This is a genomic window from Mycobacterium sp. D16Q16, assembly GCF_002013745.1.
Classification (GTDB): Bacteria; Actinomycetota; Actinomycetes; order Mycobacteriales; family Mycobacteriaceae; genus Mycobacterium.
This window is the reverse complement of the sequence record NZ_MAEY01000003.1, coordinates 1-23,680: the sequence shown is the minus strand read 5'-3', so window position 1 is coordinate 23,680 and position 23,680 is coordinate 1. Positions and strand designations below refer to the sequence as shown.

Genomic DNA, 23,680 nt, shown 5'->3' with positions numbered 1-23,680 from the left:
GGCTGCCTGCTCCTCATGGTGCGCGGCAGGCGTGATGTTCGCGGCGGGGGGGGGCCTCGGGGTGGAACCGGACAGGCCACGGCCGCAGACCGGCCAGGCGCCACGGCCTTGGCCCGCGAGCACCTTCTCGGCGATCGCGATCTGCTGTTCCTTGGTGGCCAGGTGAGCGGACGGGGCGTACTGGCCACCACCGCTGTTGATCCAGGTGCTGGGCGAGAACTGCAGTCCGCCCTGGTACCCGTTACCGGTGTTGATGGCCCAGTTGTTACCCGATTCGCAGCGCGCGACCTGGTCCCACTCGCCATCGGTGGCTGCTGCGGCCGTCGCGGCCATCATCAGACCGCCACCGACAAGGCCTGCACCTGCTACCGCGACCTTGGCCGCTTTAGCGCCCGCCTTGGTGGGCTTACTGTGCCGTCCACTCATATGTCCGTCGTATTCCTCTCTGTGACGCACCTGCGAGGTCAGCTGTCGGGTTCGAACGAGAGGTCGCTCGGCCCGGTTGCCCGGGCTTCACCCCAAGAACCATGGAGGTTCGTGCTGGAGATCGAGATCTCCGGCGGTTGGGTTCCCCGCCTCCGTCCCTTGGTTTACCGACGAGGTGCCACACCCGAGGGACGGAGCTCGGTGCGCGGGTATGGACTTCGGATGACGGTACGTGCCCGCGCGCATCTCGTCATGTTGGACATTCCCCGGTGTTTCGTCCACAACGGGGTGGGTTTATTCCCATCGGTGGTGAGGTCTGCGCAGGTTATTGGGTAGCTCCACCACCCCGTGTCCGCGTCGTGACCCTTCTGTGACCTTCGGATGTGTGTCGTAGATCACGGAATTACCTAGGGGTCCCTGTATGCAACTCTCAGAGTTACCTTAGAGCTTCCTTAGGAAAAGGACGGGCCAGCGCACTTCTATCCTCCAGCGAACGGAGGAAGAACATCCACGACAGAGCCTGATTCCGGCCGGTGGGAGCGGTCGCGGACCGCCACGCCGTCATAAAGAAAGGAACAACGCGCCAATACGCGTTCCAGTTCCGGTCCTTTCGTGGCCAGTTGACGGGTTAGATCGTCGAAAGAGGCCCCCGTGGGGAGCTCGACGGTCTCCTCCTGGACACCTGCGGCGGTCGCGGCAGCGGCGAAATACCGGACGTGGATGCTCACCTAGCCGCCGATCGCGCTCATCGGACGATCTGGCTGCAGGAACGAGGGGTCGTTGATCCCATGCCCCGGTTTCTTCCCCCACATGGCGACCTGCCACGCCGACGCCACCATCGCGTCGGTGGCGCCGGAGCGGAGCAGCCCGCGCAGGTCTGACTCTGCCGTGGCGAACAGGCAATTGCGCACCTGTCCGTCGGCCGTCAGCCGGGTGCGATCACAGTCCCCGCAGAACGGCCGCGATACCGACGCGATGATCCCGACCGTGGCAGGGCCTCCGTTGACCAGCCAGCGTTGTGCTGGTGCGCTGCCACGGGGTGCCGGGTCCGTGCTCAGGGTGAACTCCCGGCTCAGGGCGGCGTGGACTTCGTCGGCCGTCACCATGCGGTCGCGGTTCCAGTTGTGCTCGGCGTCCAAGGGCATCTGTTCGATGATCCGCAGCTCATATCCGTGTTCCAGGCTGAACCGCAGCAGTGCGAGGGCATCCTCTTTGTACTGCTCGGGTGTCAAAACTGCGTTGATCTTTATGGGCGATAGTCGGGCGGCGTCGGCGGCTTCGAGGCCTCTGAGCACATCGGATAACCGGTCGCGGCGGGTGATCGCGGCGAAGCGATCGGCGTCCAACGTATCCAGCGACACATTGATGCGGTCCAGCCCGGCGTCGCGTAGCGCGGCGGCCTTGCGATCCAGGCCGATGCCGTTGGTCGTCAGTGCGATATCGGGTCGCGGTGAGAGGGCGGCCACCGCGGCGACGAGTCGCTCCAAGTCCTTGTATATCAACGGTTCTCCGCCGGTGAACCGGACGCTACGGATTCCCAGCTCGGTCACCGCGATGCCGATAAGCCGAACGTATTCGTCGGCGGTGAGTAGCGCGTCGCTGCGCAACCAGTCCAGTCCCTCCGCGGGCATGCAGTACGTGCAACGCAGATTGCACCGGTCGGTCAATGACACCCGCAAGTCGGTCGCGATGCGGCCGAACGAATCAATCAACGGGGTCATAAGTCCAGCGTAGCGACCACTTGCACGAGCCGAGTAGGATGACCACTCACCGCGCCCTATTTGGGGCGCGTTAATCATGTGAGGTGAGTGCAGTGCCAACCGGCAAGGTCAAGTGGTACGACGCCGAGAAGGGCTTCGGCTTCCTGTCGCAAGAGGATGGCGAGGACGTGTACGTCCGGTCCTCGGCGCTGCCCGCTGGCGTTGAGGGGCTCAAGGCCGGACAGAAGGTCGAGTTCGGCATGGCTGCGGGCCGTCGCGGTCCGCAGGCGCTGAGCCTCAAGTTGATCGACGCGCCACCCTCGGTGCAGAAGACGCGCCGCGAGAGCAGTGGGCCGGTGAACCACAAGCACACCACCGACGAGCTCCACGGAATGATCGAGGACATGATCACCTTGCTGGAGGGCACGGTGCAGAGCGAGCTGCGCAAGGGGCGTTACCCGGACCGCAAGATCGCCCGCAAGGTCTCCGAGGTCGTGCGCGCGGTGGCCAGCGAGCTGGACGCCTGACCTGAGCTCCATCCGCGCCGACGATGTGATCGCGGCGCTCGATGCCGCCGGCGACTCCGGCCGGGCCACGAAGTCGGCACGGTTCTTCAAGACCGGGCCTGGTGAGTACGGCGAGGGCGATGTCTTCGTCGGCGTGTCCGTACCCGATCAGCGCAAGCTTGCGCGGCGATTCCGTGGCATCGGACGCGACGCGGTGGTGCGGCTGCTGGCCAGTGAGGTGCACGAGCATCGCTTGACCGGGTTGATCCTGGCAGTCTGGGAGTTCACCCACGCCGAAGGCGCCGAATGTGAAGCCTGGGTGCAGATGTACCTGCAGCAGGTTCGCGACGGCCGGGTGAACAACTGGGACCTGGTTGATTCCTCGGCTGAGCAGATCCTGGGGGAATGGCTTGTCGGCCAGGACTATTCGCTGTTGTTAGAGCTGGCGGCCGAAGATGACCTCTGGCGTCGGCGGGTGGGCATCATCGGAACCTTCGCCTTCACCAAACGCGGTGATGCGCAACCCCTTCTCGCGGTGGCGCCGCTGGTCATCGAGGACCGCCGGGACCTGATCCAGAAGGCTTACGGCTGGATGCTGCGTGAGGCCGGAAAGCGCTGTGGCGCCGAGATACTCGTCGAATACTTGGATGTGCATGCCGCGGCAATGGGCCGCACGGCACTCAGTTACGCCACGGAGCATCTCGATGCCGAGGCTCGCGCGGAGTATCGAGCCCGGCGCTAGTTCTGCCAGACCGTGGCCACGGACCAGGTGGCCCGTGCCTTGAAGACCTGCTCACCTAATTCGTTGACGCCGACCGTGGGCACTGCCACCTCGATACCCACCAGCTTCCTTCCCGCCCTGTCGACGGTCGGAACGGTGACCGCCGAGCGGTGATCCCAATAGATCACTTGGTCGCCGTACTTTGTCGACGGCGCCGCCAGATCGGCGTACGCCGGTGTGATCGCCCACGGACCTTTGGAGATCTGTGAGTCGACCGAAAGCTGAACGGGTTCAGCATCATTCACGAAAAGTTCGGCTATGCGACCCGGCGAGTCGCATTTGGCGAGCGTTCTATCGCAGTAGAGCAGCGGGCCTACTCGCACCAGGGTGCCGTGGGTGAAAGCGCTGATCTCGGGCCGCTCGTCCTGGTAGCCGCGTAGCTGCCAGGCGATGAACCCCACCATCGCGGCAGCGGTCAACACCAAGACGGCGGCAAGTGCCGCCAGTTTTGCCTTCACGCGACTACCTTGCCACCCTCTTGTTCGGCCATCACCGGGCGGTTGCCGCCCAGGCCCGGGATCAAGGAGACGCCGCGGAAGCTGGCCAGCGTCTGTGCCAGGCCGAGGAGGAGTACCGCCGATATCACCGTGAACCCGACCCATAGGTCGGTGTAGATCATCACGCCTATCGCGCCACCGAGCACCCAGGACAGCTGCAACAGCGCCTCGGAACGCCCGAACGCCGATGCGCGGGATTCCTCGGGCAGGTCGTCCTGCAGGGAGGCATCCAGCGATGCCTTGGCGATGGCGCTGACCCCCGATGTCACCAGTGTCGCGAACACCACCACCGCCAGGACCCCGGCGAAGGCCGCCGCGAGCGCCACCACCGTGACCGCGCTGGCGCACCGCACCACGAGCAGGGCGGGGCGGCCGAGCTTGAGCCGGGCACTGGTGGCATTGCCGGCGAAGTTCCCGATACCGGCGGCGGCGCCGATCATGCCCAGCATCGCGAGCTGTTGGAAGCCGTGCGCATCATGGGATTTGGCTACAAAGGCCGGGTACAGGGTGAGGAAACCGACCATCACCTTGATGGTGCAGTTGCCCCACAACGCGGTGATGATGTTGCGGCCCAGAGGCTGGCGGATCTTGTCCTGCTGCTTGTGGGAGCGGCGGAGCAATATCGTCGGGTGTTCGCCGTCGTCGCCGTGATAGCCGAACGTCGTGGGCACCTCACCGGCAGTCACCTCGACCCACTTCGGGATGCGCATGGACGCCCAGGCACCCACCGCCGCGGCGGCCATGACGGCGAAAAGTGCTCCGGGCAATTGGAACAGACGGGTGAACGACAGCTCGAAGGCTCCGGCGATCGCGCCGCCCACAATGGTCCCGCCGACCAAACCGAAGGTGGTGAGCCGCGAGTTGACTCGAACCAGGTCGATTGTGGGAGGCAGTACACGCGGCGTGACAGCGCTCCGCAACACGCCAAAGGACTTGGACAGCACCAGCATTGATAGCGCGCACGGATACAGCACCCAGGGCGGGAAGCTGCCGCTGGCACCGTCGTAGTTGGCGATCATGATGACGGCGAGCGCGATGCGCAGCCCAAACGATGCGGCGAGCGCGGCCCGGCGCCCGTGTTGCAAACGGTCGAGCGCGGGACCTATCAGCGGGGCGATGACCGCGAACGGCGCGATGGTGATGAGCAGATACAGCGCCACCTTGCTTTTGGATTCGGCGGTGGCGGCGGCGAAGAAGAGTGTGTTGGCGAGAGCCACGGCCATCGCGGCATCCACCGCGAAATTGGCCATGACCGGATAGGTGAGTGCGGTCAGGCCCGATTTGTCGGCGCCGTCGGCCGTCGCGGCCTTGTGGAACAGCCCGTACATCCGGGAGCCCATTTCACGGCTGCGCATCGCGGCGACCCGGGTGACCGTCAGCTTCGGCGGGATCTCCTGGTCGGGTAGGGGCTGCCGTCGCACCCGCTCCCGGTGTTCGTCGCCTAGTGGCGGCAGATACCGGTTCGATGAGCCGCTCGCACGACGAGGATCCCGCTTGGCGCCGCCCGTCGGATAATTGGCCATACCCGGGTGGGAGTTGGCGTCGCGCGCATCCTGATTTCGGCGACGAGATGGGGAGTCACTACCGGATTGGCGGTTCCCGAACCGCGCGTAGTCGTCCCGCACGCATCAATTGTCCCCCACGGTGAGAAGATGGTCAGCGATGGACATCACTATCTCCGGCCGCGACGCCCTTTACACCTGTATCGACCAGGCTCGTACAGCCATCGTCGAGTTCAGTGGGGAGACCGTGGGCAAGTACCTCGGCGCCTCCTCCGAGAGCACCGATCTGCACGCGTTGACCCACCGTTTCGAGGCGGAGCTGCCGGGATACCGCGGATGGCACTGGGAGGTGGTGATGGCCGCCCCACCGGGCGCGACCGTCGCCACCGTCAGTGAGGTCGTGCTTGTGCCGGGCACCGAGGCGCTGCGCGCACCGAACTGGGTGCCCTGGGATCAGCGCATCCGGCCGGGCGACCTTGGCCCCGGCGATCTGCTCGCGCCGCCGCCCAACGACCCTCGATTGGTGCCCGGATACACCGACAGCGGTGATCCACAGGTCACCGAGACCGCGGGTGAGATCGGGTTGGGACGCAAGCAGGTGCTCAGTCTGGCCGGGCGCGTCGACGCCGCGCAGCGGTGGTTCGAGGGCGACTGGGGGCCGGATACCGAGATGGCACGTGCCACCCGTCGGGTGTGCCGGTCCTGCGGTTTCTACCTGCCACTTGCCGGGTCATTGGGTGTCGCGTTCGGGGCATGCGCCAACTCGATGGCGGCCGACGGCCGTGTCGTGCACATCGAGTACGGCTGCGGCGCTCATTCCGATACGCCGCAGCCGGTCAACTCCGCGATGCCGTTGTACGAGCCCTTTGACGACGGCGTTCTGGATCTAGCGGACTAGGCGTTTTCCGCCGCATCCTTGATCTTCGACAGCGAGGTCCGCATCCCTTCGAGGAGCACCACGTCGAACACCTCAGTCCCGCCGAACATCAGGTTCTGCAGGTTGGTGGAGATGGGCGACCGCTTCTCGCCCAGCACGCGGCGCTCGGTCACCCTGGTGCCGCCGGTCGCGGTGGGCTCCAGGTCATAGCTCCACTCGCTGAGGTTGTCCTTGATGTGCCAGGCCAGGCGCCTGTTGGGCTCGACGGCGGTCAGCACGGCCCGTGTCGGCCACACCTTCCAGCCTTTGCGGTTGTAGTTGATGACGTTGGTGCCCGCCTGTACGGGTCCGCGCACGAACATCTTGCGAGTCTGGGGACTCCACCGGGGCATGTTGTCGAGGTCGGCGATCAGTCCCCATACCTTTTCCACGGGCGCATTGATCTCGACGACGGTTTCCAGCAGTGATGCGTTGGGCATGGGTTTGCTCCTCTTTCCAGGGTGTCTACGGGTTTTTTCGAGCTACAAGCCGGTTTGCGCACCGCGTGAGCCACGCCGTGCCGCACGCACTTGGAGCAGGACGATGGCCGTGCCCAGCGCGCCGGTACCGAGTCCGGCGAGTGTGATGGGACGCCAGCATTCGAACGCGGGAATGGTGAAGGCCAAGATGTTGGCAACGAGCCACAGCAGGGTGCCTGCGACGACAACCGGCCACGGATTGAGCAGTGCGGCCGGGAGCGGGGGCGGTTGGGGCGCGGGGGTATCCACTAGATGCGCAGCATACGTGGGAAGAACTACACCGGGCTAGGTCCCTGTGAAAGCCCTGGACGTGCCGTAAGGTTTGGGCCGTGAGCGACCCCGATGCCCGGCTGGCCAGCGATCTGTCGCTTGTTGTCATCCGCCTGGCCCGGCATTTGCGCTTTCGTCGTGCGGATTCCCCGGTCTCGCTGACACAGCTGTCGGCATTGGCAACATTGCTCAACGAAGGTGCGATGACCCCGGGCGCGCTGGCTGCCCGCGAGCGTGTGCAGCCGCCGTCGATGACACGGGTGATCGCCTCCTTGGCCGAGCTCGGGTTGGTGGAGCGTTCGGCGCATCCGACCGACGGCCGCCAGGTAGTTGTCTCGCTGTCGGAGGCAGGCGCAGACATCGTGCTGGCCGATCGCAGCGCCCGCGAGGAGTGGCTGCGCGAGCACCTCGACGATTTCACCCCGGACCAACGCGCGGTGCTGCGGCAGGCGACCGACCTGCTCTCGGCGCTGGTCAATGAAAACGGTTAGCTGACAATCTCGTTAGTCTCTAAAATGATCTACCGTGGCTGACCGCGGCGGGATATTCGTATCGCTGCGCGCACGCAATTACCGGCTGTGGATCAGCGGCCAGATGGTCTCGCTCATCGGAACGTGGATGCAGCGCGTGGCGCAGGACTGGCTGGTCCTGGACCTCTCGCATGGCAACGCCTTCTTGCTGGGTGTGGTGATGGCGCTGCAATTCGGGCCGACGCTTTTGCTGTCGGTATGGGGCGGGATGCTGGCCGATCGCTACGACAAGCGACGGATGCTCATGGTCACGCAGGCATTGATGGCGCTGTTCGCGTTGACGGTCGGTCTCTTGCAGGTCACCGGGCTGGTCCGGATCTGGCATGTGATGGTGGTGGCCTGTGCGATGGGATGCGCCGCGGCCATCGAGGCGCCCACCCGGCAGTCCTTCACCATCGAGATGGTGGGCCCGGAGCACCTGCCCAACGCGGTCGGGCTCAATTCGATGGTGTTCAACCTCGCGGGTGTCATCGGGCCGGCGATCTCCGGTGTACTGATCGGGCTGGTCGGCACCGGCTGGGTCTTCCTGCTGAACTTCGTCAGTTTCGTCGGTGTGGGAATCGCGCTGTGGCGGATGCGGCCAGATGAGCTGCACCCAAGTGATCCGGTTCCTCGCGCCAAGGGGCAGCTGCGCCAGGGATTCTCGTACGTATGGCACCGACGCGACTTGTTCATGATCATGCTGACGGTGTTCCTGGTCTCGACGTTCGGGCTCAACTTTTCGCTGACGCTCGCGGTACTGGCGCGCGAGACCTTCGGTCGTGGCGCGGAGTCGTACGGGCTGCTGTCGACGGCTCTGGCTATCGGCACGCTGTTAGGTGCCACCCTGGCCGCCCGGCGCACCGAGAAGGTGCGCATGAATTTGTTCTACAGCGCCGCAATGGCTTTCGGTATCTCTGAGGCCGTCGTCAGTGTGATGCCCTCCTACCTGTCGGTGGCCGTCGCTCTCATCCCGACGGGTCTGCTCGCGCTGACGTTCACCACGTCGGCGATGAATATCATTCAGCTGTCCGTGGATTCGCAGCTGCGAGGAAGGGTAATGGGTATCTACATGGTGGCTTTCCTGGGCGGCACCCCGCTGGGTAGCCCATTGGTGGGCTGGCTGGCCGATCTGCATGGCGGACGGATGCCGCTGCTGATCGGCGGGGTGGTATCGGTGGCCGCGGGGCTGATATGCGCGGCGTATCTGCGCCGTCATCCGTGTCCGGTTGTCGCCGAGGTGGTTCCGGTGGCCGGCCGGATAAGTCCTGGACTCATTCCGCCTGCTCCGGTCGCAACCTCGGTGTGTGAACCGACGCCGCTGGCGAAGCGGGTCTAGATGCTGGTCATCGATGTAGACAACCCTGCGGATCCCCGTTTGGACAGTTTCCGCGATCTCAACAGCGTCGACCGCAGGCCCGATCTGCCCAGTGGCAAGGGGCTGGTGATCGCCGAGGGTGTGCTTGTTGTGCAGCGCATGGTGGCCTCGCGATTCGCCCCCTTCGCGCTTTTGGGTACCGACCGTCGATTGACTGAGCTTGCCGACGATCTCGACCCCGTCGACGTTCCGTATTACCGGGCGAGTGCGGAGGTTATGGCGGAGGTCGTCGGCTTTCATCTCAACCGGGGGGTGCTCGCCGCGGCGCGGCGCCCGGTGGAACTGTCGGCGGCTGAACTGATGCAGAGCGCACGCACAGTGGCGGTGCTGGAAGGTGTCAACGATCACGAGAATCTGGGCTCGATCTTCCGCAATGCCGCGGGAATGGGAGTGGACGCGGTGTTCTTCGGCAGTGGCTGCGCCGACCCGCTGTATCGGAGGGCGGTGCGGGTGTCGATGGGGCACGCGCTGCTGGTGCCATTCGCGCGCCTTCCAGAATGGCCGAAGTCGCTGTACCGGCTGCGGGACAATGGATTCCGATTGCTGGCGATGACGCCGGCCGGGGACTCGCGGGCGTTGGCCGACGCGATGCCGCCGTTACAGGGGGAGAAGGTGGCGCTGATGGTGGGTGCCGAGGGCCCGGGACTGACCGATGTCGCATTGCGTGCCAGCGATTTTCGGGTGCGCATTCCCATGGCCAACGGCACTGACTCGCTGAACGTGGCCACCGCCGCCGCGTTGGCGTTCTATGAGCGCGCTAGGCTCGCGCCATGACCGGCGATCCTCAGCCCGCGCGACGAGTGAATGGCCCGTCGGACGCCGACACCCCGTGGGCCGAGGGCATCGTCTCGGCGATGTGCGTGGCCGTGGTGGTCGCGGTGGGTGTGGTGGTGCTGAGTCTCGGTCTGGCACATGTGCATCCGCTATGGGCGGTTCTGCTCAATATTGTTGCCGTGGGTGGTCTTTCGCCAACGTTGTGGGGTTGGCGGGAGCGTCCGGTGTTGCGATGGTTTGTGCTGGGTATCGCAATCGGGATCGCCGGCGGATGGGTGGCCGCCGTGGTGACCGCCCTGATCACCTAGAGCGCGGCCCCGCTTAGTTCTGGCCGCTGGAGCGAACGCCGAGCAGCACGTCTTCCCATGTGGGCACCGTCGGCTTACTCCGGCGCGAGCGCCGCGGTGCGGGGGCCGGTTGAACGTTGGTGTGCTCCTCGGCTGCCACGGGTTCCGGTTCGCGGACCGGTTCGGGCTGCGGCGCGGAGTGCTCGTTGAACAACTCCGGCTCGGGCTCGGGGAGGAGCGGAGCCACCGGTGCGACGGGGCGCAGGCTGCGGGTGAAGGTCGGGTCGATGAGCTCGCGTGCCGAATCGTCGAGCGCGGTCACCGTGCCGCCATGGGCCCCGGGAGTGAACCGGAAGTGTGCCTTGTTGTCCGAGCGGCCGGCGCGCCACAGTAGCTGCACGGTCCATCGGCCGTCCTCGACCTTCCAGGCGTCCCATTCAATGCCGTCGGGGTCGAGTCCCCGCGCGAACATCGCACCGGCGACGGTATCGGCGAGCGTGTTGACCGTGGGGCCATCGCTGCGAACGGGATGGGCCGCCGTGGCCATCTCGGCTGCGCGCTGTCGTTCCAGCAATACCGGATGGGCGAACCGTTCGATCCGCGAGACATCCACTCCGGCGGAGGTGGCGACTTGCTGGACGGTGGCGCCAGCCCGGATACGAGCCTGAATTTCCCGGGGTCGCAACGAGCTCTCCATTTCGATCTCGATCTGTCCCAGACGGGACAGATCGCGCCGGGCGGCTGCACGGAGTCTGTCGTCGGCGTCGATGACGAACTTGTCGGCGCCATTGGCGTCTTGGCAGACCACTCGCTTGCCGTCGGCCGACAATCCGATGACTTTCAGTTCGCGCACGATGTCCTCCTCGCCCTGGACTGGATGCTCCAGTTCTCCGGACCTTAGTGCAGGTAGAGGGCCATTCTGTGGTGACACGCGGGGGTAGGGGCTACTTGCTTTTCCGGAGGGTTCGCGCTATGTGACGTGTGTGGCAGATGTTGTTTGCCGCTGAGGCGGGTGGCTTGGTGCTAACGCGAATCGAGTGCGAGCCTGGCGCGGGTTCTTGGCGTGATTTCCGCGGGAGGCTCGCACTCGATAGCGCGCTAGATCGGGATCGCGTGCCCTATGGGCAGGTGACCTCGATTTCGAATGGCTTGTTGGTGGGCTGCATGGGGTTGGCCATGTCCACGGCGATGGCGGTGCCTTCGATGTGGTACTTCTTGCCGTCCTTGGTGGCCTTTGCGCTCGCTCCGGGGGTGCCTTCGGAGAATGCCAGCGACTGACCGCTGAGGCTGCCCAGGCCCGCGGACTTCACCGTCGGTGAATCGCCTTCCGTCACCACAGCGCCAAAGCCCTGAGCGCCGCTGCCGATGACGATGTTGACGTTGCCGTTCGAGGCCTGGCAGACGACAGCACCTTCGATCTTCTGCTCCTTACCGTCGATGACGACCTTGGCGCTGCTGTTGGTCGCAACCGCGCCGGCGCCGTTGCTGACGGTGGTGCCCTTGGTCTCGGATTTGTCCTTATCGCTCGAACAGCCGACCAGACCTGCGGCGATAATCGCCGCGCCGCCAATGGCGACCACAAGCCCACGCTTCATAGCGTTCTCCTTATATGTGATGAGGGGTGGAGCCGGACAGGACAAAGTATGGGTCGGTAACGGGGCGGGGTACGCGGAACGCCGGTATACCTACGTACCCAGATTTGAGATATCGATTCCGGCTGACAGCAGAATCACCACCACCACGGTCAGGGTGGTCAGTGCGACGGGCCTGGCGCCGTGGTGCCAGTGTCCCCGGGCCAGCGCATGATGGCGCACGGTGCTGATCGCGACGACGCCGAGCACGACCCCGGTGGCGATCAATGATGCCCCCGCGGTCTGTTTGTGGATGAGTGCGTGGGTGATGAACACCGCGGCGGTTCCCGCGGCCGCCAACCCGGTGCGAAGCCAGGCCAGCGCCGTGCGCTCGGCAGCGCGGGTCTCGTGGGCAGCCCTCATCGGTAGAAGACCGCGATCGACGCGAGGATCGCGACCAGTCCGATGCTGACAGCGAGGAGAGGAACCAGCAGGGTGCCCTTGAGTGGTTGGTCCCGGTCCATCCGCTCCTTCACGTCGCGCCAATGCACATATGCGCCAATCGACACCACCACGGCAAGAGCCAGGCAAGACGCTGCCAGGACATGCCGGACTCCGGCGTGGTGAAACGGTTGGACGAGAGTCTGGACCGCGACACCGCCGGCGAGCAGTCCGAGCGCGGTGCGGATCCATGAGAGAAACGTGCGTTCGTTGGCCAGGGTGAAGCGGTAGTCGATCTGGGGGTCTTCGGGCGGTTCCGTCACCCCGCCCAACTTACCGAGCAGCGCGCCGGCGCCGGAGCGGGTTGGTTTCTCAGTTTCTATCAATCTAGAGACGATCGTAGTGAAATTGATAGGTACTATGGATGTATGAAGGTTTTAGCTTTGGGTGGGGCGGGCGCAATGGGTGCTGTTGCCGTGCGTACCGCTCGGGAAATGTCGGGTGTCGGGGAGATCGTCATCGCCGATAGCGATCTCGGTGCTGCCGAGGGATTGGCGCGACAGTTGAGGGAGGGCCGCGTACCGGTCCGGGCCGTCGAGGTCGATGTCACCGATGAGGCGGCGTTGCGTCGAGTCCTGGAACCGGCCGATCTCGTTCTGAACACCGTTGGTCCGTACTTCCGTTTCGGATTGACGGTGCTGCGCGCGGCGATCGAGACGCGAACGCACTATCTCGACATCTGCGACGACTGGGAGCCGACGTTGCAGATGCTCGAGCTGGACGAGTTGGCACGTGAGCACGGGGTCTGTGCGGTGATTGGTATGGGGGCGAGTCCCGGGATCAGTAACTTGCTCGCCGCCATCGCCGCAACAGGATTCGATTCGATCCACGATATCTACACGGCGTGGCCAGTAGATGTCGGCACCGACGGTGACGACACCGAAGGTAAGGCCCAGTTGTTGAGCTCAGGTGGCCGGCCTACTGCCGCGGCAGTGCATTGGATGGAGCAGGCGAGCGGCACGATCACTGCGGTGGGTGCCGGGCAGCTCGCCGAGCAGCGTCCGCTGAGACCGGTCGTATTGGACCTGCCGGCGGGACACCGCGGCACCGCCTATTCGATTGGACATCCGGAGCCGATCACGTTGCAACGCAGCCTGAAGCCGATCGGCACCGCACTGAACCTCATGGTCATCAAGCCGTGGACGGTAGCGTATCTCGACGCGCTGCGGCGCGATATCGACGCCGGATTGCTCACTCTGGAACAGGCTGCGGTCGCGTTCGCGGTGCCCGGATGGCGTCGCACGGTGCGCTCCGCGTGGACAGCGCTTCGCCTGCGGGGCCCCGGCACGCTCCCGCCGTTCTTCGCCGCGGTCACGGGCGAGCGGCAGGGAGGTCGGTGTGCCGCGGTCGCGCGCCTGAATATGGCTGGCCCGCAATCACAACCGATCAGAAGTGCCTTGCGGGATATGGCTCGCATCACCGGCGTGCCACTGGCCCTGGGTATGGCTCAGGTGATCGACGGCACGGCACGTCGCGCGGGCGTTCACCCGCCCGAGGTGGTCATCGAGCCGCAGCGGTTCTTCGCCGATCTCTCAGTGGCACTCGGGTGTGACAGTGGGGTTTCGCCGTACCTGCTTGAGCGGGAGTCACTGCCTTGATTCGATCGGGGTACCGCCGAACGTAGGATGATTGAACATAATGTGGCGGCGGCTTCGTGAGGTGAACGTTTGGACATCGAACACGTCCTGAACTCTGATGTCTCTACCCGCAGTGTGGTCGAGAGCATGATCCGCCAGGACGCGACCATTGCTGCCGGCGAGCTCTATGACGTCGCCAATATTCTCGGCATGAGCGACCAGCAGGTCCGCCTGTGCGTCAAACGACTTGTGGCCGAAGGACGTTTTACGCAGGAGGGGCGGGGCCGCAAGGCGATTCTGCATGCCACGGGGGCGACGAGGAGCACCCTCGAACCGGATTTGGACTTCGTGCGCTTCATGTACGAGCAGGATCGCGGCCTTGCCCCGTGGGATGGCCGGTGGCATCTTGTTGCGTTCGCGGTACCCGAATCGGTTCGCTCGGCCCGTGATGCCATGCGCGACAGCATCCTTCGGTTAGGTGGCGCGCCAATCCAGGGTGGCCTCTATGTGTGTGCCAACGACTGGGAGGCGCGCATTGGGGCGACGGCCGAACAACTCGGCGTGGCTGATCACATCACGATGTTCACCACGACCGATCTTGTACTCGGCGGCGAATCCGGGGCCCGAGAGCTGGCTGAGCGGCTATGGCCGATCAATGCGATCGCCGACCGGCACCGCAAGCTCCTGGCGGTGGCGGAAGGGGTTCTTCCCGCGCTGCGCACCGCGTCGCAGACCGAAGTTCTCACCCTCGCCGTCGTGCTGGCGGCGGAGTTCACCCAGGCGGTCGAACCCGACCCGCTTTTACCGCCGCAGCTGCTCGCGCAGCCCTGGGTGGGCACTGCCGCCCGAGCAGCGGTCGCCGCGTGCTGGGGCGAGCTTGCGAAATATGAAGCTGAACAACCCGTTCAATTGTTCGGCTGGTACGCCGAAGCCATACGGCAGATCATCTGAGCCGTCCGGTGCGCATCATCCGTGCGATCGCCGCGGCGCCCAGCATGGCGCCAAGAATCGTCAGCGCAGACCAGAACCAGCCCCATGACGGTGGTAGCGGAGAGAGTATGAATGCCGCCAATGTGTACACGCCAACGGTCAGGCGAAGGCGCAGTACGTTGTTGAGGTTCGCAAGTGTCACTGCGGCAGTGATTCGGCGCAAGACGAACAGCTTGGCGGCAAGCATTCCGAGAAGAAACGTCAGGCCGAGCAGCTGAACCCACGGTGGTGGGGCGCCCTTCCACGGTGAGGAAAAGGGCATCGTCGCCACCGCCAGCGTTACGGCACCCGCGGCTTCGTAGAACGCCAGCCGTCGCGTGGTGTGCCGCTTGCTCCGCACGTTCAGCGCACTGCTTGTCCGGCAACGTAGTTCCGCAAGTTGTCCAAATATCCGGGGGCGTAGAGCGAACGCGGGGAGAACACCGCGACCATCGTCGAGCGCCAACTCTGGTCGTTGTCCAGATCGGCCTTGACGATGTTGTGGGACGCCTTCGGGTATCGCTGCACCGTCAGCTGGTGCGGCGGCAGTGCCCGCCGGTAGGCCTGCTCGGTCTCGTCGACATCGACGTTGAGGTCCTCGTCGCCGAGCGCCAGCAGGACCGGCACCGTGACCTGCGGCAGGATATCGGTCACATCGGACCGATAGTTCTTGTGCACAAAACTCCACCGATCAGCCGACATGGGATCCGAATCCTGTTGGACTGCAAGGTACTGCTCGTAGGTGGCATTGCCGCGCAGTGCTTGCAGCGACTTCTCTCGGCGACTTAACGCGGCGTCGATGTCAGATGAGGAGGCTCCGCGGTCCCGCAGCTCGGCAAGCAGGTTGTACTTGCCCTGCCGTAGCCAATTCACCGCCGCGCCAACGAGAATCACGAATTCCAGATCTGGCCGACGTGCGGCGACCTCGGGTACCACCCACCCGCCTTGGCTGATGCCCCACATCCCGATCCGTCGCGGGTCGATATCGGTGCGCTGGCGTGCCCAGTCGATCGCCGCCTCAGCTTCCGCGGCCCGGTCGTGCATGCTTTGACTGAGCCAATTCCCCGGTGCCCCATCGACTCCCGGCTTGTTCCAGGACAGTGAGGCAAACCCCGCCTTGGCGAACGACTCCCATATCGGCTCGTAGAAGCCGTCGCGTGTCGCGTTCGCCGCACCGTCGCCATGCACGAAAACCACCACGCCGAATGGTCCGTCGCCATGCTGGGGCACGGCGAGTGTTGCCTCGAGCGGCCCGGTTGGGCCGGGAATGGTCAACCGCTGGGTCCTGATCGCGAAGTCATTCGCGTGCATCACCCAGCCGCCGGCACCCAAGATCAGCGCGATAACGCAGGCCAGGGCGACGAGGAGCCACTTGTTCCGGCGATTCGCACGGCGGAAGGAGACGCCAAAACTATTAAACACCACACGATCGTATATGAATCAATAGATTAGGAGTGTGTGTTCAGGGAAGGCGTGTGCTGGGGGGTGCGCCGTGCCAGCGCGTATAGGCATGCGTGAATGCCGCGGCCGTGGACGCCCGATGTCTACCGGCACCGGCTGGCCGCCGAACCGGCTTTGTCCGACTACGACCTCGTGGTGCGGGATGCCCGGGAGCGCGAAGCCGCGCGGCGGTAACCCCTCACAGGAAACTCACAGTGGCGACCCAGTCGCGTCGGAGCCGGAGACACCATTGTCACTGATGTGACCAGTGTGATGCAGCCGATCGAGACCGCGACGGCACCGACCGCAGTACTCGCGACGACCCTCGACATCGTGATCCCCGTATACAACGAGGAAAACGACCTGGAACCGTGCGTGCGCCGCCTGCACGAGTTCCTGGCCAACGAGGTGCCGTACACGGCGCGCATCACCATCGCCGACAACGCCAGCACCGATCGCACCCTGCAGATCGCCCATCGGCTCGCCGATGAGCTTGGCGGTGTTGACGTGCTGCACCTAGAGGAGAAGGGCCGGGGGCGCGCTCTGGCCGCGGCGTGGCTGTCCTCGGACGCCGAAGTTGTCGCCTACTGCGATGTGGACCTGTCCACCGACCTCAACGCGCTGATGCCGCTTGTCGCACCACTGATCTCGGGTCACTCGGATGTCGCCTACGGGTCGCGGCTCAACCGCAACTCACGTGTGGTCCGCGGCCCCAAGCGCGAGTTCATCTCCCGCACCTACAACCTGATCCTGCATGCGTCGCTGCAGGTGAGGTTCTCCGACGCCCAGTGCGGCTTCAAGGCGATCCGTACCGACGTTGCGCACCAACTACTTCCGCTTGTCGAGGACAAAGAATGGTTCTTCGATACCGAGCTGCTGGTGCTGGCCGAGCGCGTCGGCCTACGCATTCACGAGGTACCCGTCGACTGGGTCGATGACCCGGACAGCCGGGTCGACATCGTCGACACCGTGCGCAAGGACCTGCTCGGGATCTGGCGGTTGGGCCGGGCGCTGATGCTCGGCACCCTGCCGCTGGACGAGCTTCGCCACAGCCTCGGCCGTGAACCACTCGTCGAGGGTGTGCCTCCCGGAATGGTCGGACAGCTGGTGCGATTCGGGATCATTGGTGTGGCAAGCACGTTGGCCTACGCGCTACTGTTCCTCGTCCTGCACGGGACGGTGGGGGATCAGGCCGCCAACTTCCTGGCGCTGCTCATCACCGCCGTGCTCAACACCTCTGCCAACAGGTTCTTCACCTTCGGGGTGCGGGGGCGGCGCAACGTTGCCAAGCATCAGTTCCAGGGGCTTGTCATCTTCGGCATCGGGCTGGCCTTGACCAGTGGCTCGCTTGTCGCGATGCACCACCTGGTTCCGGACGCCTCCAAGCATCTGCTGCTGATCGTGCTGACCGTGGCCAACCTGGTCGCAACCCTGGTCCGGTTCGTCGGATTGCGTTGGGTGTTCAGAAGCGCGAACGCTCGATGATTCGCGAGCGGATCAGCGTTGGTCTTCTGCTGATCGGCACCGCGGCGGCCTACCTGATCAACCTCGGCACCAACGGCTGGGCCAACTCCTTCTATTCGGCAGCGGTGCAAGCGGGTTCGGTGTCGTGGAAGGCCGCGTTCTTCGGATCCTCGGACGCCGCCAACTCGATCACCGTCGATAAGCCCCCCGCCTCGCTGTGGCTCATGGAACTCTCGGTGCGGATCTTCGGGCTCAGCACCTGGAGCATTCTGGTGCCCCAGGTGCTTCTGGGTGTGGCGTCGGTCGGCCTGCTGTACCTGACCGTCCGCCGGTACTTCGGGCACCGGGCCGGCCTGCTGGCCGGGCTGGTACTTGCGGTCACGCCGGTGGCGGTGCTGATGTTCCGGTTCAACAATCCGGACGCGCTGTTGGTCTTCCTGATGATCGCCGCGGTGTGGGCGCTGTTACGCGCCATCGAGGATGGCCGCACCCGCTGGCTGCTCCTGGTCGGGGCGCTGGTCGGATTCGGTTTCCTGACCAAGCAGTTGCAAGTCCTGCTCGTCATCCCGCCCATCGCCGTGACTTACCTGATCGCCGGACCCGTGGGTGTCGGGAAGCGTCTGGCACAGCTCGCCGGATCGGCTGCCGCGGCGGTAGTTTCGGCGGGATGGTGGATCGTCGCTGTCGAGTTGTGGCCACCCGGCTCACGCCCGTGGATCGGCGGATCGCCCGATAACTCGATCCTCGAGCTCACCCTCGGCTACAACGGGCTGGGCCGCATCAACGGTAACGAGAAGGGCAGTGCCTCGGGTCCGCGTGACGAGATGTATGGCTTCGGCGGCCACTTCGGGAGCGAACCCGGGATCGGCAGGCTGTTCCAACCAGCCCTGGGCGGGCAGATTGCCTGGCTGCTTCCGGCGGCACTGTTCCTGGCGGTGTTGGGATTGGTCCTGCTGCGCAGGGAATCCCGGACGGATACGCGTCGGGCAGTGCTGCTTGTCTTCGGATTGTGGGTGCTCACCACGGGCGCCGTGTTCAGTTACATGCAGGGCATATTCCATCCCTACTACTCGGTGGCCCTGGCACCTGCCGTTGCCGCACTTGTGGGCGCGGGCGGATTCCTGGCCTGGCGGGAGCGCGAAAAACCCTGGGTAAGAGCATCTTTAGCGGCCACTCTGGCGTTTACCGCAGTGCTGGCCTGGATTCTGCTGGGCCGGTCAGCGGAGTTCCAGCCGTGGCTGCGTTGGGCGATATTGGCCCTGGGGGCGATCGCACTTCTCGGCATCGTCCTGAACAGATATCCCAAGGCTGTCGTCGCCATCTCGCTCATGGTGGCGCTCGCCGGTCCGATCGCGTACTCGGTCCAGACCATCGCGACGCCGCACAGCGGAGCGCTTCCCTCGGCTGGGCCCGAGGTCAAGGGAGGCGGTTTCCCGGACTTCCCGGATATGCCCGAGCGAGAGCATCGTCCGGAATTTGAGCGCGGTTCCCAGCGCGGTGGCGGTCTGCTGGATGGAAGCGATCCGGGCCCCAATATTGTCGCGGCTCTGGAGGCTAACGCCGATCGCTATACCTGGGTGGCCGCCGCGGTGGGCTCCAACCAGGCGTCGGGTTACCAGCTGTCCACTCGTCGGCCCGTCATGCCCATCGGAGGGTTCAACGGGACCGACCCGTCACCGACGCTGGCGCAGTTCCAGCAGTACGTGGCCGACGGTCAGATCCACTTCTTCTTAGATGGGGAGCGCGCTAACCACGGCGAGGGATTCGGCGCCCCCGGCAGTGAGACCTCGAAATCCATCCGCGAGTGGGTGCAGAAAACCTTCGCCAAACAGACCATCGACGACGTCGATGTCTATGACCTGACGGCACGGTAACTCCCGTCGAGTGGGAACCTGGCGAGGCTTTTGCGGTGATTTTCCTCGCGAGGTTCCCACTCGAGGCAGGAAATACTGGGTCAGAGGCGCTCGACGACCCAATCGATGCACTGCGTCAGCTTCGAGATGTCCTCGGGATCGATGGCCGCGAACATCGCCACCCGCAGCTGGTTGCGGCCCAGCTTGCGGTACGGCTCGGTGTCCACAACACCGTTGGCGCGCAACACCTTCGCAACGGCTGCCGCGTCCACGTCGTCGTTGAAGTCGATGGTGCCCACCACCTGCGAACGCTGCGCCGGGTCTGCCACGAAGGGTGTGGTGTACGCCGTCGCCTCGGCCCAGGTGTACAGCCGCGATGCCGAATCGGCGGTCCGCTTGGTGGCCCAGTCCAGACCACCATTGCTCAGCAGCCAGTCGATCTGATCGGCCAGCAGCAGCAGCGTTCCGATGGCAGGGGTGTTGTAGGTCTGGTTCTTGAGGCTGTTCTCCACCGCGATGGGCAGGGACAGGATGTCCGGCACCCAGCGTCCGCTGCCGCCAATTTCCTCCACGCGCTCCAGCGCGGCCGGGCTCATGACAGCAAGCCACAGCCCGCCGTCGCCGGCGAAATTCTTCTGCGGCGCGAAGTAGTAGGCGTCTGCCTCGGTGACATCCACCGGCAGGCCACCGGCGCCGGAGGTGGCGTCGATGAGCACCAGCGCGTTCTCGGAGCCGGCCGGACGCTGTACCGGAACCATGACGCCGGTCGACGTCTCGTTGTGGGCCCAGGCGATCACATCGGCCGACGGATCCGAGACGGGCGCGGGCGCGCCACCGGGATCGGCGGTCACCTTGATGGGATCTCCGACGAAGGGGTTCTTGGCCACGCAGGAGGCGAACTTGGAGCTGAACTCGCCGAACGTCAAGTGCAGCGACTTCTCGCGGATCAGGCCGAAGGCGGCGGCGTCCCAGAACAGGGTGGAGCCGCCGTTGCCGAGAATGACCTCGTAACCGTCGGGTGCGGAGAAGAGCTCCTTGAGCCCCTCGCGGACGCGACCCACCAGGTTCTTGACCGGCGCTTGCCGATGCGAAGTACCGAAGAGGGAGGCTCCGGCGGTCACGAGCGATTGCAGCTGTTCGGGCCGCACTTTGGAGGGGCCGCAGCCGAAACGTCCGTCGGCGGGCAGGAGGTCAGCGGGGATGGTCAATTCAGCCACGGCTACCAGCCTAAACGGTGACCCAATGAGACCTGCCTCACATAAAACAATGCGTGCAGAGAACGTCACATGGGACGTTTCGTCCCAAACCTAGATAGGGGCTTCTCGCCCTGTTTACACTCGCCCAGAGCTTGTAGACTTCCAAGTAGCCCCAGAACGTAAAAGTTTGCAGGTCCGTTACCGCGTCTTTGGACGAATCAAAGGAGATAAGCCATGTCGCTCCGCGAGAAGCTCCGCGCGAAGAAGGAAGTACGCGCCGACGCGAGCTACGTCCAGGTACTCGAGACCTTGTCGCACGGCTCCACGAACCGGAACTTCGATCCCTTCATCGATATCGACTGGGATAACCCGGAGTATGCCGTCGTCCCCAATGATCCGCGCTGGGTTCTCCCGCACCGGACCGATCCGTTCGGCCGGCACCCGTGGTACCAGGCGCAGCCGCTGGAGAAGCAGATTGAGATCGGCATGTGGCGTCAGGCCAATGTCGCCAAGGTTGGTCTGCACTTCGAGAGCATCCTGATCCGCGGTCTGATCCAGTACGCGTTCAGCGTCCCCAATGGCTCACCGGAGTTCCGGTACCTCAACCACGAGTCCATCGAAGAGTGCAACCACACCCTGATGTTCCAGGAGATGGTCAACCGCCTCGGTGTCGACGTACCCGGGATGCCGCGCCTGCTGCGCTGGCTGTCCCCGTTCGTTCCGCTGGCCTCCACGCCGTTCCCCGAGATGTTCTTCGTGGGTGTGCTCGCCGGTGAAGAGCCCATCGACCACACGCAGAAGAACGTGCTGCGCGAGGGCGACAATCTGCACCCGATCATGAAGCGCGTCATGGAGATCCACGTGGCCGAGGAGGCCCGGCACATCTCCTTCGCGCATGAGTACCTGCGCAAGCGCGTGCCGGCCATGCACTGGTTCAACCGGTTTGTGTTGTCGATCGCCACCCCCATCACCATGCGGGTGCTGATGGGCGCCATCATGACGCCGCCGCGCAGCTTCGCCAAGAGATTCGACATCCCGCAAGAGGTGATGAAGGAAATCTTCTGGAAGAGCCCGGCCTCGCGGCAGACCATGAGCGAGGTCTTCTCCGACGTCCGGATGCTGGTCAGGGAGACCGGGATGATGAACCCGGTGGCCAAGCTGGTGTGGCGAGTGCTGCACATCGATGGCCGTGCCGCCCGCTACCGCAGCGAGCCGCAGCGCGGCCCGCTGGTGAACTACTCGGCCCCTGAAGCCGCAGTGACTGATTCGCACAGCGCTGTTCCCGCCTGATGCCGCACGTCGTTACCCAGGCGTGCTGTAACGAGGGCTCCTGCGTTTACGCATGCCCGGTGAACTGCATCCACCCCACGCCTGACGAACCGGATTTCCTCAAGGCGGAGATGTTGCACATCGACGCCTCCGCGTGTGTCGACTGTGGTGCTTGTGTTGCCGCCTGCCCAGTGGATGCCATCAAGCCGGATTCGGTGCTCAAGGAAGAGCAGTTGCCCTTCCTGCGGATTAACTCCGAGTTCTATCCGCGCGAAATCCCCCGCGCCAGTTTGGCTCCGGTCATTCAGGCGCCGCCGGTCCGCACGACCGGCCGAGCGCTGAAGGTGGCGATCGTCGGCTCCGGTCCGGCGGCGATGTACGCCGCCGACGAGCTGCTGACCCAGCCGCACGTGAAGGTCAACATGTTCGAACGGCTGCCCGCCCCCTACGGTTTGGTGCGTGCCGGGGTGGCCCCCGACCACCAGCAGACCAAGCGGGTGACGAAGCTTTTTGACACGATGGCCGCCCAGCCCAACTTCGAGTTCTTCTTGAATGTCGAGGTGGGTAAGGACATCACCCACGAGGAACTACTGGCGCATCACCATGCGGTGATCTACTCCGTCGGTGCGTCCTCGGATCGCCGCCTGAACATCCCGGGGATTGAATTGCCCGGCAACGCCACCGCCACCCAGGTGGTCGCGTGGATCAACGCGCACCCCGACTACACAGATTTCCGGGTGAACCTCGATCACCAGCGCGCCGTTGTCATCGGTAACGGAAACGTGGCCCTGGATGTCGCGCGGGTGCTCACCGGAGACACCGATCGCCTTGCGCGCACGGATATTTCGGATACCGCTCTGACCGCATTGCGTAGTAGCAAGCTGCGTGAGGTCGTCATCGTCGGGCGCCGCGGTCCCGAGCATTCGGCGTTTACCCTGCCCGAGCTGCTCGGTCTCGTCGGCCTCCCCGATATGACGGTGGTCATCGATCAGGAAACAGCGGACCTCGTCGACGAGGCGCTGCAGACGCACCTGGAGCCGTTGACGCGGCAGAAGCTGGAAGTGCTCAGCACCTGCCCGCGTGAGGCTCGGGAGCCTGGCGGCAAGACCATCCGCTTCGCCTATAACCGCACCCCCATCAAGGTGCTCGGTGACGGGCGCGCGGAAGGTATCGAGTTCCAGCATGGCGAATCTGTGGACACCATCGAAGCGGGTTTGGTGCTCACCTCGATCGGCTATCGCGGTGTCCCGATGCCCGACGTGCCGTTCGACAACCAGCGTGCGATCATTCCGAACGAGCAAGGGCGGGTGACCGATCCGGACACCGGCAAGGCGCATCCCGGCACCTATGTGGCGGGATGGATCAAGCGCGGTCCGACCGGATTCATCGGGACCAACAAGTCGTGCTCGCAGCAGACCATCACCTCGCTGGTCGAGGACTACAACCACGGGCTGCTCGCCGATCCGGCGCACCGGCTGTCGGGTCTGTCCAAGCTGATTCAGCGGCGGCAGCCGACGATCGTTGGCCACGATGGTTGGCTGGCGATCGACCGTGCGGAGATTGCGCGCGGTAAGGGTGAAGGCCGTCCGCGCGACAAGTTCGTCTCGGTGCCCGAGATGCTCCGCGTTGCCGCGAATGCCCCGCAGCCACCATTGTGGCGCAAGGCAATTCGCGGGTCTGCGTTGGAAGACTTGCTGCGATAGCGGTTGTTCGGCGTTAGTCGACGCCGCCCGCGGCGTACTTCTTGAGGTCTTCGGGGTTGACGATCTTGACCGGTTGACCCAATGACCACAGGTGTCCGAACGGATCCTTGAT

General features: G+C 64.8%; 27 protein-coding genes, 1 pseudogene and 1 riboswitch. Of the genes and pseudogenes, 13 read left to right on the top strand and 15 right to left on the bottom strand.

What is annotated here, in order from left to right:
- The 3 genes from B4394_RS04435 to moaA form a co-directional block, all read right to left on the bottom strand.
- A partial coding sequence (locus B4394_RS04435; RefSeq protein WP_139359943.1) for a transglycosylase family protein occupies positions 1 to 426 on the bottom strand: 426 nt, incomplete at its 3' end.
- A 10-nt stretch (positions 427 to 436) separates the two neighbouring features.
- Positions 437 to 614, bottom strand: a riboswitch (cyclic di-AMP (ydaO/yuaA leader).
- Between the two features lie 291 nt (positions 615 to 905).
- The gene (locus B4394_RS04425; RefSeq protein ID WP_078312650.1) at positions 906 to 1,154 is read right to left on the bottom strand and encodes a MoaD/ThiS family protein; all 249 of its coding nucleotides are present in this window, start codon (positions 1,152 to 1,154) and stop codon (positions 906 to 908) included.
- The gene (gene moaA / locus B4394_RS04420) at positions 1,155 to 2,147 is read right to left on the bottom strand and encodes a GTP 3',8-cyclase MoaA (protein ID WP_078312651.1); all 993 of its coding nucleotides are present in this window, start codon (positions 2,145 to 2,147) and stop codon (positions 1,155 to 1,157) included.
- Positions 2,148 to 2,239: 92 nt separating this feature from the next.
- Between moaA and B4394_RS04415 the strand changes: the two genes are divergently transcribed.
- A complete protein-coding gene (locus B4394_RS04415; RefSeq protein ID WP_078292787.1) occupies positions 2,240 to 2,653 on the top strand; it encodes a cold-shock protein in 414 nt (137 codons plus the stop codon).
- Positions 2,654 to 2,681: 28 nt separating this feature from the next.
- Positions 2,682 to 3,374, top strand: a complete 693-nt coding sequence (locus tag B4394_RS04410) for a DNA alkylation repair protein (RefSeq protein ID WP_078312708.1) — start codon at positions 2,682 to 2,684, stop codon at positions 3,372 to 3,374.
- Here B4394_RS04410 and B4394_RS04405 read toward each other — a convergent pair.
- Positions 3,371 to 3,871 (bottom strand): DUF2771 domain-containing protein, encoded by a 501-nt coding sequence (locus tag B4394_RS04405; RefSeq protein WP_078312652.1) that lies wholly within the window; start codon positions 3,869 to 3,871, stop codon positions 3,371 to 3,373. The two genes, B4394_RS04410 and B4394_RS04405, sit on opposite strands and share 4 nt — an antisense overlap.
- Entirely contained in the window at positions 3,868 to 5,535 is a 1,668-nt protein-coding gene (locus B4394_RS04400; RefSeq protein WP_139359942.1) for an MFS transporter, read from the bottom strand. Before B4394_RS04400 ends, B4394_RS04405 begins: the two co-directional genes overlap by 4 nt.
- Before the next feature lie 37 nt (positions 5,536 to 5,572).
- Here B4394_RS04400 and B4394_RS04395 point away from each other — a divergent pair, with 37 nt between their 5' ends.
- Positions 5,573 to 6,310, top strand: a complete 738-nt coding sequence (locus B4394_RS04395; RefSeq protein WP_078312654.1) for a DUF3027 domain-containing protein — start codon at positions 5,573 to 5,575, stop codon at positions 6,308 to 6,310.
- Here the strand turns inward: B4394_RS04395 and B4394_RS04390 are convergent.
- Both B4394_RS04390 and B4394_RS04385 read right to left on the bottom strand, forming a co-directional pair.
- Complete coding sequence (locus B4394_RS04390; RefSeq protein ID WP_078314316.1) at positions 6,307 to 6,768, bottom strand: SRPBCC family protein; 462 nt, start codon at positions 6,766 to 6,768, stop codon at positions 6,307 to 6,309. The two genes, B4394_RS04395 and B4394_RS04390, sit on opposite strands and share 4 nt — an antisense overlap.
- Positions 6,769 to 6,810: 42 nt before the next feature.
- The gene (locus tag B4394_RS04385; RefSeq protein WP_078312656.1) at positions 6,811 to 7,056 is read right to left on the bottom strand and encodes a DUF2530 domain-containing protein; all 246 of its coding nucleotides are present in this window, start codon (positions 7,054 to 7,056) and stop codon (positions 6,811 to 6,813) included.
- A gap of 80 nt (positions 7,057 to 7,136) precedes the next feature.
- Here B4394_RS04385 and B4394_RS04380 point away from each other — a divergent pair, with 80 nt between their 5' ends.
- Genes B4394_RS04380 through B4394_RS04365 form a run of 4 tightly spaced genes read left to right on the top strand, consistent with a single transcriptional unit; the run spans position 7,137 to position 10,046 of the window.
- Positions 7,137 to 7,568 (top strand): Rv0880 family HTH-type transcriptional regulator, encoded by a 432-nt coding sequence (locus B4394_RS04380; protein WP_078292782.1) that lies wholly within the window; start codon positions 7,137 to 7,139, stop codon positions 7,566 to 7,568.
- 34 nt (positions 7,569 to 7,602) lie between these two features.
- Positions 7,603 to 8,925, top strand: coding sequence for an MFS transporter (locus B4394_RS04375; protein WP_078314314.1), 1,323 nt, complete (start codon positions 7,603 to 7,605; stop codon positions 8,923 to 8,925).
- Positions 8,926 to 9,738 (top strand): TrmH family RNA methyltransferase, encoded by an 813-nt coding sequence (locus tag B4394_RS04370; protein ID WP_078312658.1) that lies wholly within the window; start codon positions 8,926 to 8,928, stop codon positions 9,736 to 9,738.
- Positions 9,735 to 10,046, top strand: a complete 312-nt coding sequence (locus B4394_RS04365) for a DUF2537 domain-containing protein (protein WP_078314312.1) — start codon at positions 9,735 to 9,737, stop codon at positions 10,044 to 10,046. The genes B4394_RS04370 and B4394_RS04365 overlap by 4 nt, the downstream gene beginning before the upstream one ends.
- Positions 10,047 to 10,059: 13 nt before the next feature.
- Here the strand turns inward: B4394_RS04365 and sepH are convergent, their stop codons facing one another.
- The 4 genes from sepH to B4394_RS04345 form a co-directional block, all read right to left on the bottom strand.
- Positions 10,060 to 10,878: a septation protein SepH gene (gene sepH, locus B4394_RS04360; protein ID WP_078312660.1), complete on the bottom strand. Its 819-nt coding sequence runs from the start codon at positions 10,876 to 10,878 to the stop codon at positions 10,060 to 10,062.
- A 265-nt stretch (positions 10,879 to 11,143) separates the two neighbouring features.
- Positions 11,144 to 11,620 (bottom strand): lipoprotein LpqH, encoded by a 477-nt coding sequence (locus tag B4394_RS04355; RefSeq protein WP_078292777.1) that lies wholly within the window; start codon positions 11,618 to 11,620, stop codon positions 11,144 to 11,146.
- 90 nt (positions 11,621 to 11,710) lie between these two features.
- Positions 11,711 to 11,956 (bottom strand): DUF202 domain-containing protein, encoded by a 246-nt coding sequence (locus B4394_RS04350; protein ID WP_502688426.1) that lies wholly within the window; start codon positions 11,954 to 11,956, stop codon positions 11,711 to 11,713.
- Positions 11,957 to 12,015: 59 nt separating this feature from the next.
- Positions 12,016 to 12,360, bottom strand: a complete 345-nt coding sequence (locus tag B4394_RS04345) for a YidH family protein (protein WP_078312662.1) — start codon at positions 12,358 to 12,360, stop codon at positions 12,016 to 12,018.
- A 105-nt stretch (positions 12,361 to 12,465) separates the two neighbouring features.
- On the opposite strand from B4394_RS04345, the gene B4394_RS04340 reads away from it, so the two are divergent.
- Both B4394_RS04340 and B4394_RS04335 read left to right on the top strand, forming a co-directional pair.
- Entirely contained in the window at positions 12,466 to 13,695 is a 1,230-nt protein-coding gene (locus B4394_RS04340) for a saccharopine dehydrogenase family protein (RefSeq protein ID WP_078314310.1), read from the top strand.
- A gap of 69 nt (positions 13,696 to 13,764) precedes the next feature.
- Entirely contained in the window at positions 13,765 to 14,625 is an 861-nt protein-coding gene (locus tag B4394_RS04335) for a PaaX family transcriptional regulator C-terminal domain-containing protein (protein ID WP_078314308.1), read from the top strand.
- Here B4394_RS04335 and B4394_RS04330 read toward each other — a convergent pair.
- Both B4394_RS04330 and B4394_RS04325 read right to left on the bottom strand, forming a co-directional pair.
- Entirely contained in the window at positions 14,618 to 15,004 is a 387-nt protein-coding gene (locus B4394_RS04330) for a hypothetical protein (RefSeq protein WP_078314306.1), read from the bottom strand. The genes B4394_RS04335 and B4394_RS04330 overlap by 8 nt on opposite strands.
- Positions 15,005 to 15,006: 2 nt before the next feature.
- Positions 15,007 to 15,954 carry an alpha/beta hydrolase family protein gene (locus tag B4394_RS04325; RefSeq protein WP_078314319.1) on the bottom strand — a complete coding sequence of 316 codons (948 nt, stop codon included), beginning with the start codon at positions 15,952 to 15,954 and terminating at the stop codon, positions 15,007 to 15,009.
- A gap of 390 nt (positions 15,955 to 16,344) precedes the next feature.
- Between B4394_RS04325 and B4394_RS04320 the strand changes: the two genes are divergently transcribed.
- Positions 16,345 to 17,568 (top strand): bifunctional glycosyltransferase family 2/GtrA family protein, encoded by a 1,224-nt coding sequence (locus tag B4394_RS04320; RefSeq protein WP_078312666.1) that lies wholly within the window; start codon positions 16,345 to 16,347, stop codon positions 17,566 to 17,568.
- Positions 17,565 to 19,421 (top strand): glycosyltransferase family 39 protein, encoded by a 1,857-nt coding sequence (locus B4394_RS04315; protein WP_078314304.1) that lies wholly within the window; start codon positions 17,565 to 17,567, stop codon positions 19,419 to 19,421. Before B4394_RS04320 ends, B4394_RS04315 begins: the two co-directional genes overlap by 4 nt.
- A gap of 80 nt (positions 19,422 to 19,501) precedes the next feature.
- On the opposite strand, the gene serC is transcribed toward B4394_RS04315, so the two are convergent.
- The gene (gene serC, locus B4394_RS04310) at positions 19,502 to 20,617 is read right to left on the bottom strand and encodes a phosphoserine transaminase (protein ID WP_078312668.1); all 1,116 of its coding nucleotides are present in this window, start codon (positions 20,615 to 20,617) and stop codon (positions 19,502 to 19,504) included.
- 213 nt (positions 20,618 to 20,830) lie between these two features.
- On the opposite strand from serC, the gene B4394_RS04305 reads away from it, so the two are divergent.
- Both B4394_RS04305 and B4394_RS04300 read left to right on the top strand, forming a co-directional pair.
- Positions 20,831 to 21,886: an AurF N-oxygenase family protein gene (locus B4394_RS04305; RefSeq protein WP_078312669.1), complete on the top strand. Its 1,056-nt coding sequence runs from the start codon at positions 20,831 to 20,833 to the stop codon at positions 21,884 to 21,886.
- Positions 21,886 to 23,568, top strand: coding sequence for an FAD-dependent oxidoreductase (locus B4394_RS04300; RefSeq protein ID WP_139359941.1), 1,683 nt, complete (start codon positions 21,886 to 21,888; stop codon positions 23,566 to 23,568). Before B4394_RS04305 ends, B4394_RS04300 begins: the two co-directional genes overlap by 1 nt.
- A gap of 13 nt (positions 23,569 to 23,581) precedes the next feature.
- Here the strand turns inward: B4394_RS04300 and B4394_RS25030 are convergent.
- Positions 23,582 to 23,680, bottom strand: a pseudogene (locus B4394_RS25030) (VOC family protein); the annotation flags it as partial.

Coding starts and splice junctions, on each gene's coding strand:
- moaA (WP_078312651.1), bottom strand. CDS start 2,147: ATGACCCCGTTGATTGATTCGTTCGGCCGCATCGCGACCGACTTGCGG.
- B4394_RS04395 (WP_078312654.1), top strand. CDS start 5,573: ATGGACATCACTATCTCCGGCCGCGACGCCCTTTACACCTGTATCGAC.
- B4394_RS04390 (WP_078314316.1), bottom strand. CDS start 6,768: ATGCCCAACGCATCACTGCTGGAAACCGTCGTCGAGATCAATGCGCCC.
- B4394_RS04370 (WP_078312658.1), top strand. CDS start 8,926: ATGCTGGTCATCGATGTAGACAACCCTGCGGATCCCCGTTTGGACAGT.
- B4394_RS04365 (WP_078314312.1), top strand. CDS start 9,735: ATGACCGGCGATCCTCAGCCCGCGCGACGAGTGAATGGCCCGTCGGAC.
- B4394_RS04355 (WP_078292777.1), bottom strand. CDS start 11,620: ATGAAGCGTGGGCTTGTGGTCGCCATTGGCGGCGCGGCGATTATCGCC.
- B4394_RS04340 (WP_078314310.1), top strand. CDS start 12,466: ATGAAGGTTTTAGCTTTGGGTGGGGCGGGCGCAATGGGTGCTGTTGCC.
- B4394_RS04325 (WP_078314319.1), bottom strand. CDS start 15,954: ATGCACGCGAATGACTTCGCGATCAGGACCCAGCGGTTGACCATTCCC.
- B4394_RS04315 (WP_078314304.1), top strand. CDS start 17,565: ATGATTCGCGAGCGGATCAGCGTTGGTCTTCTGCTGATCGGCACCGCG.
- B4394_RS04305 (WP_078312669.1), top strand. CDS start 20,831: ATGTCGCTCCGCGAGAAGCTCCGCGCGAAGAAGGAAGTACGCGCCGAC.
- B4394_RS04300 (WP_139359941.1), top strand. CDS start 21,886: ATGCCGCACGTCGTTACCCAGGCGTGCTGTAACGAGGGCTCCTGCGTT.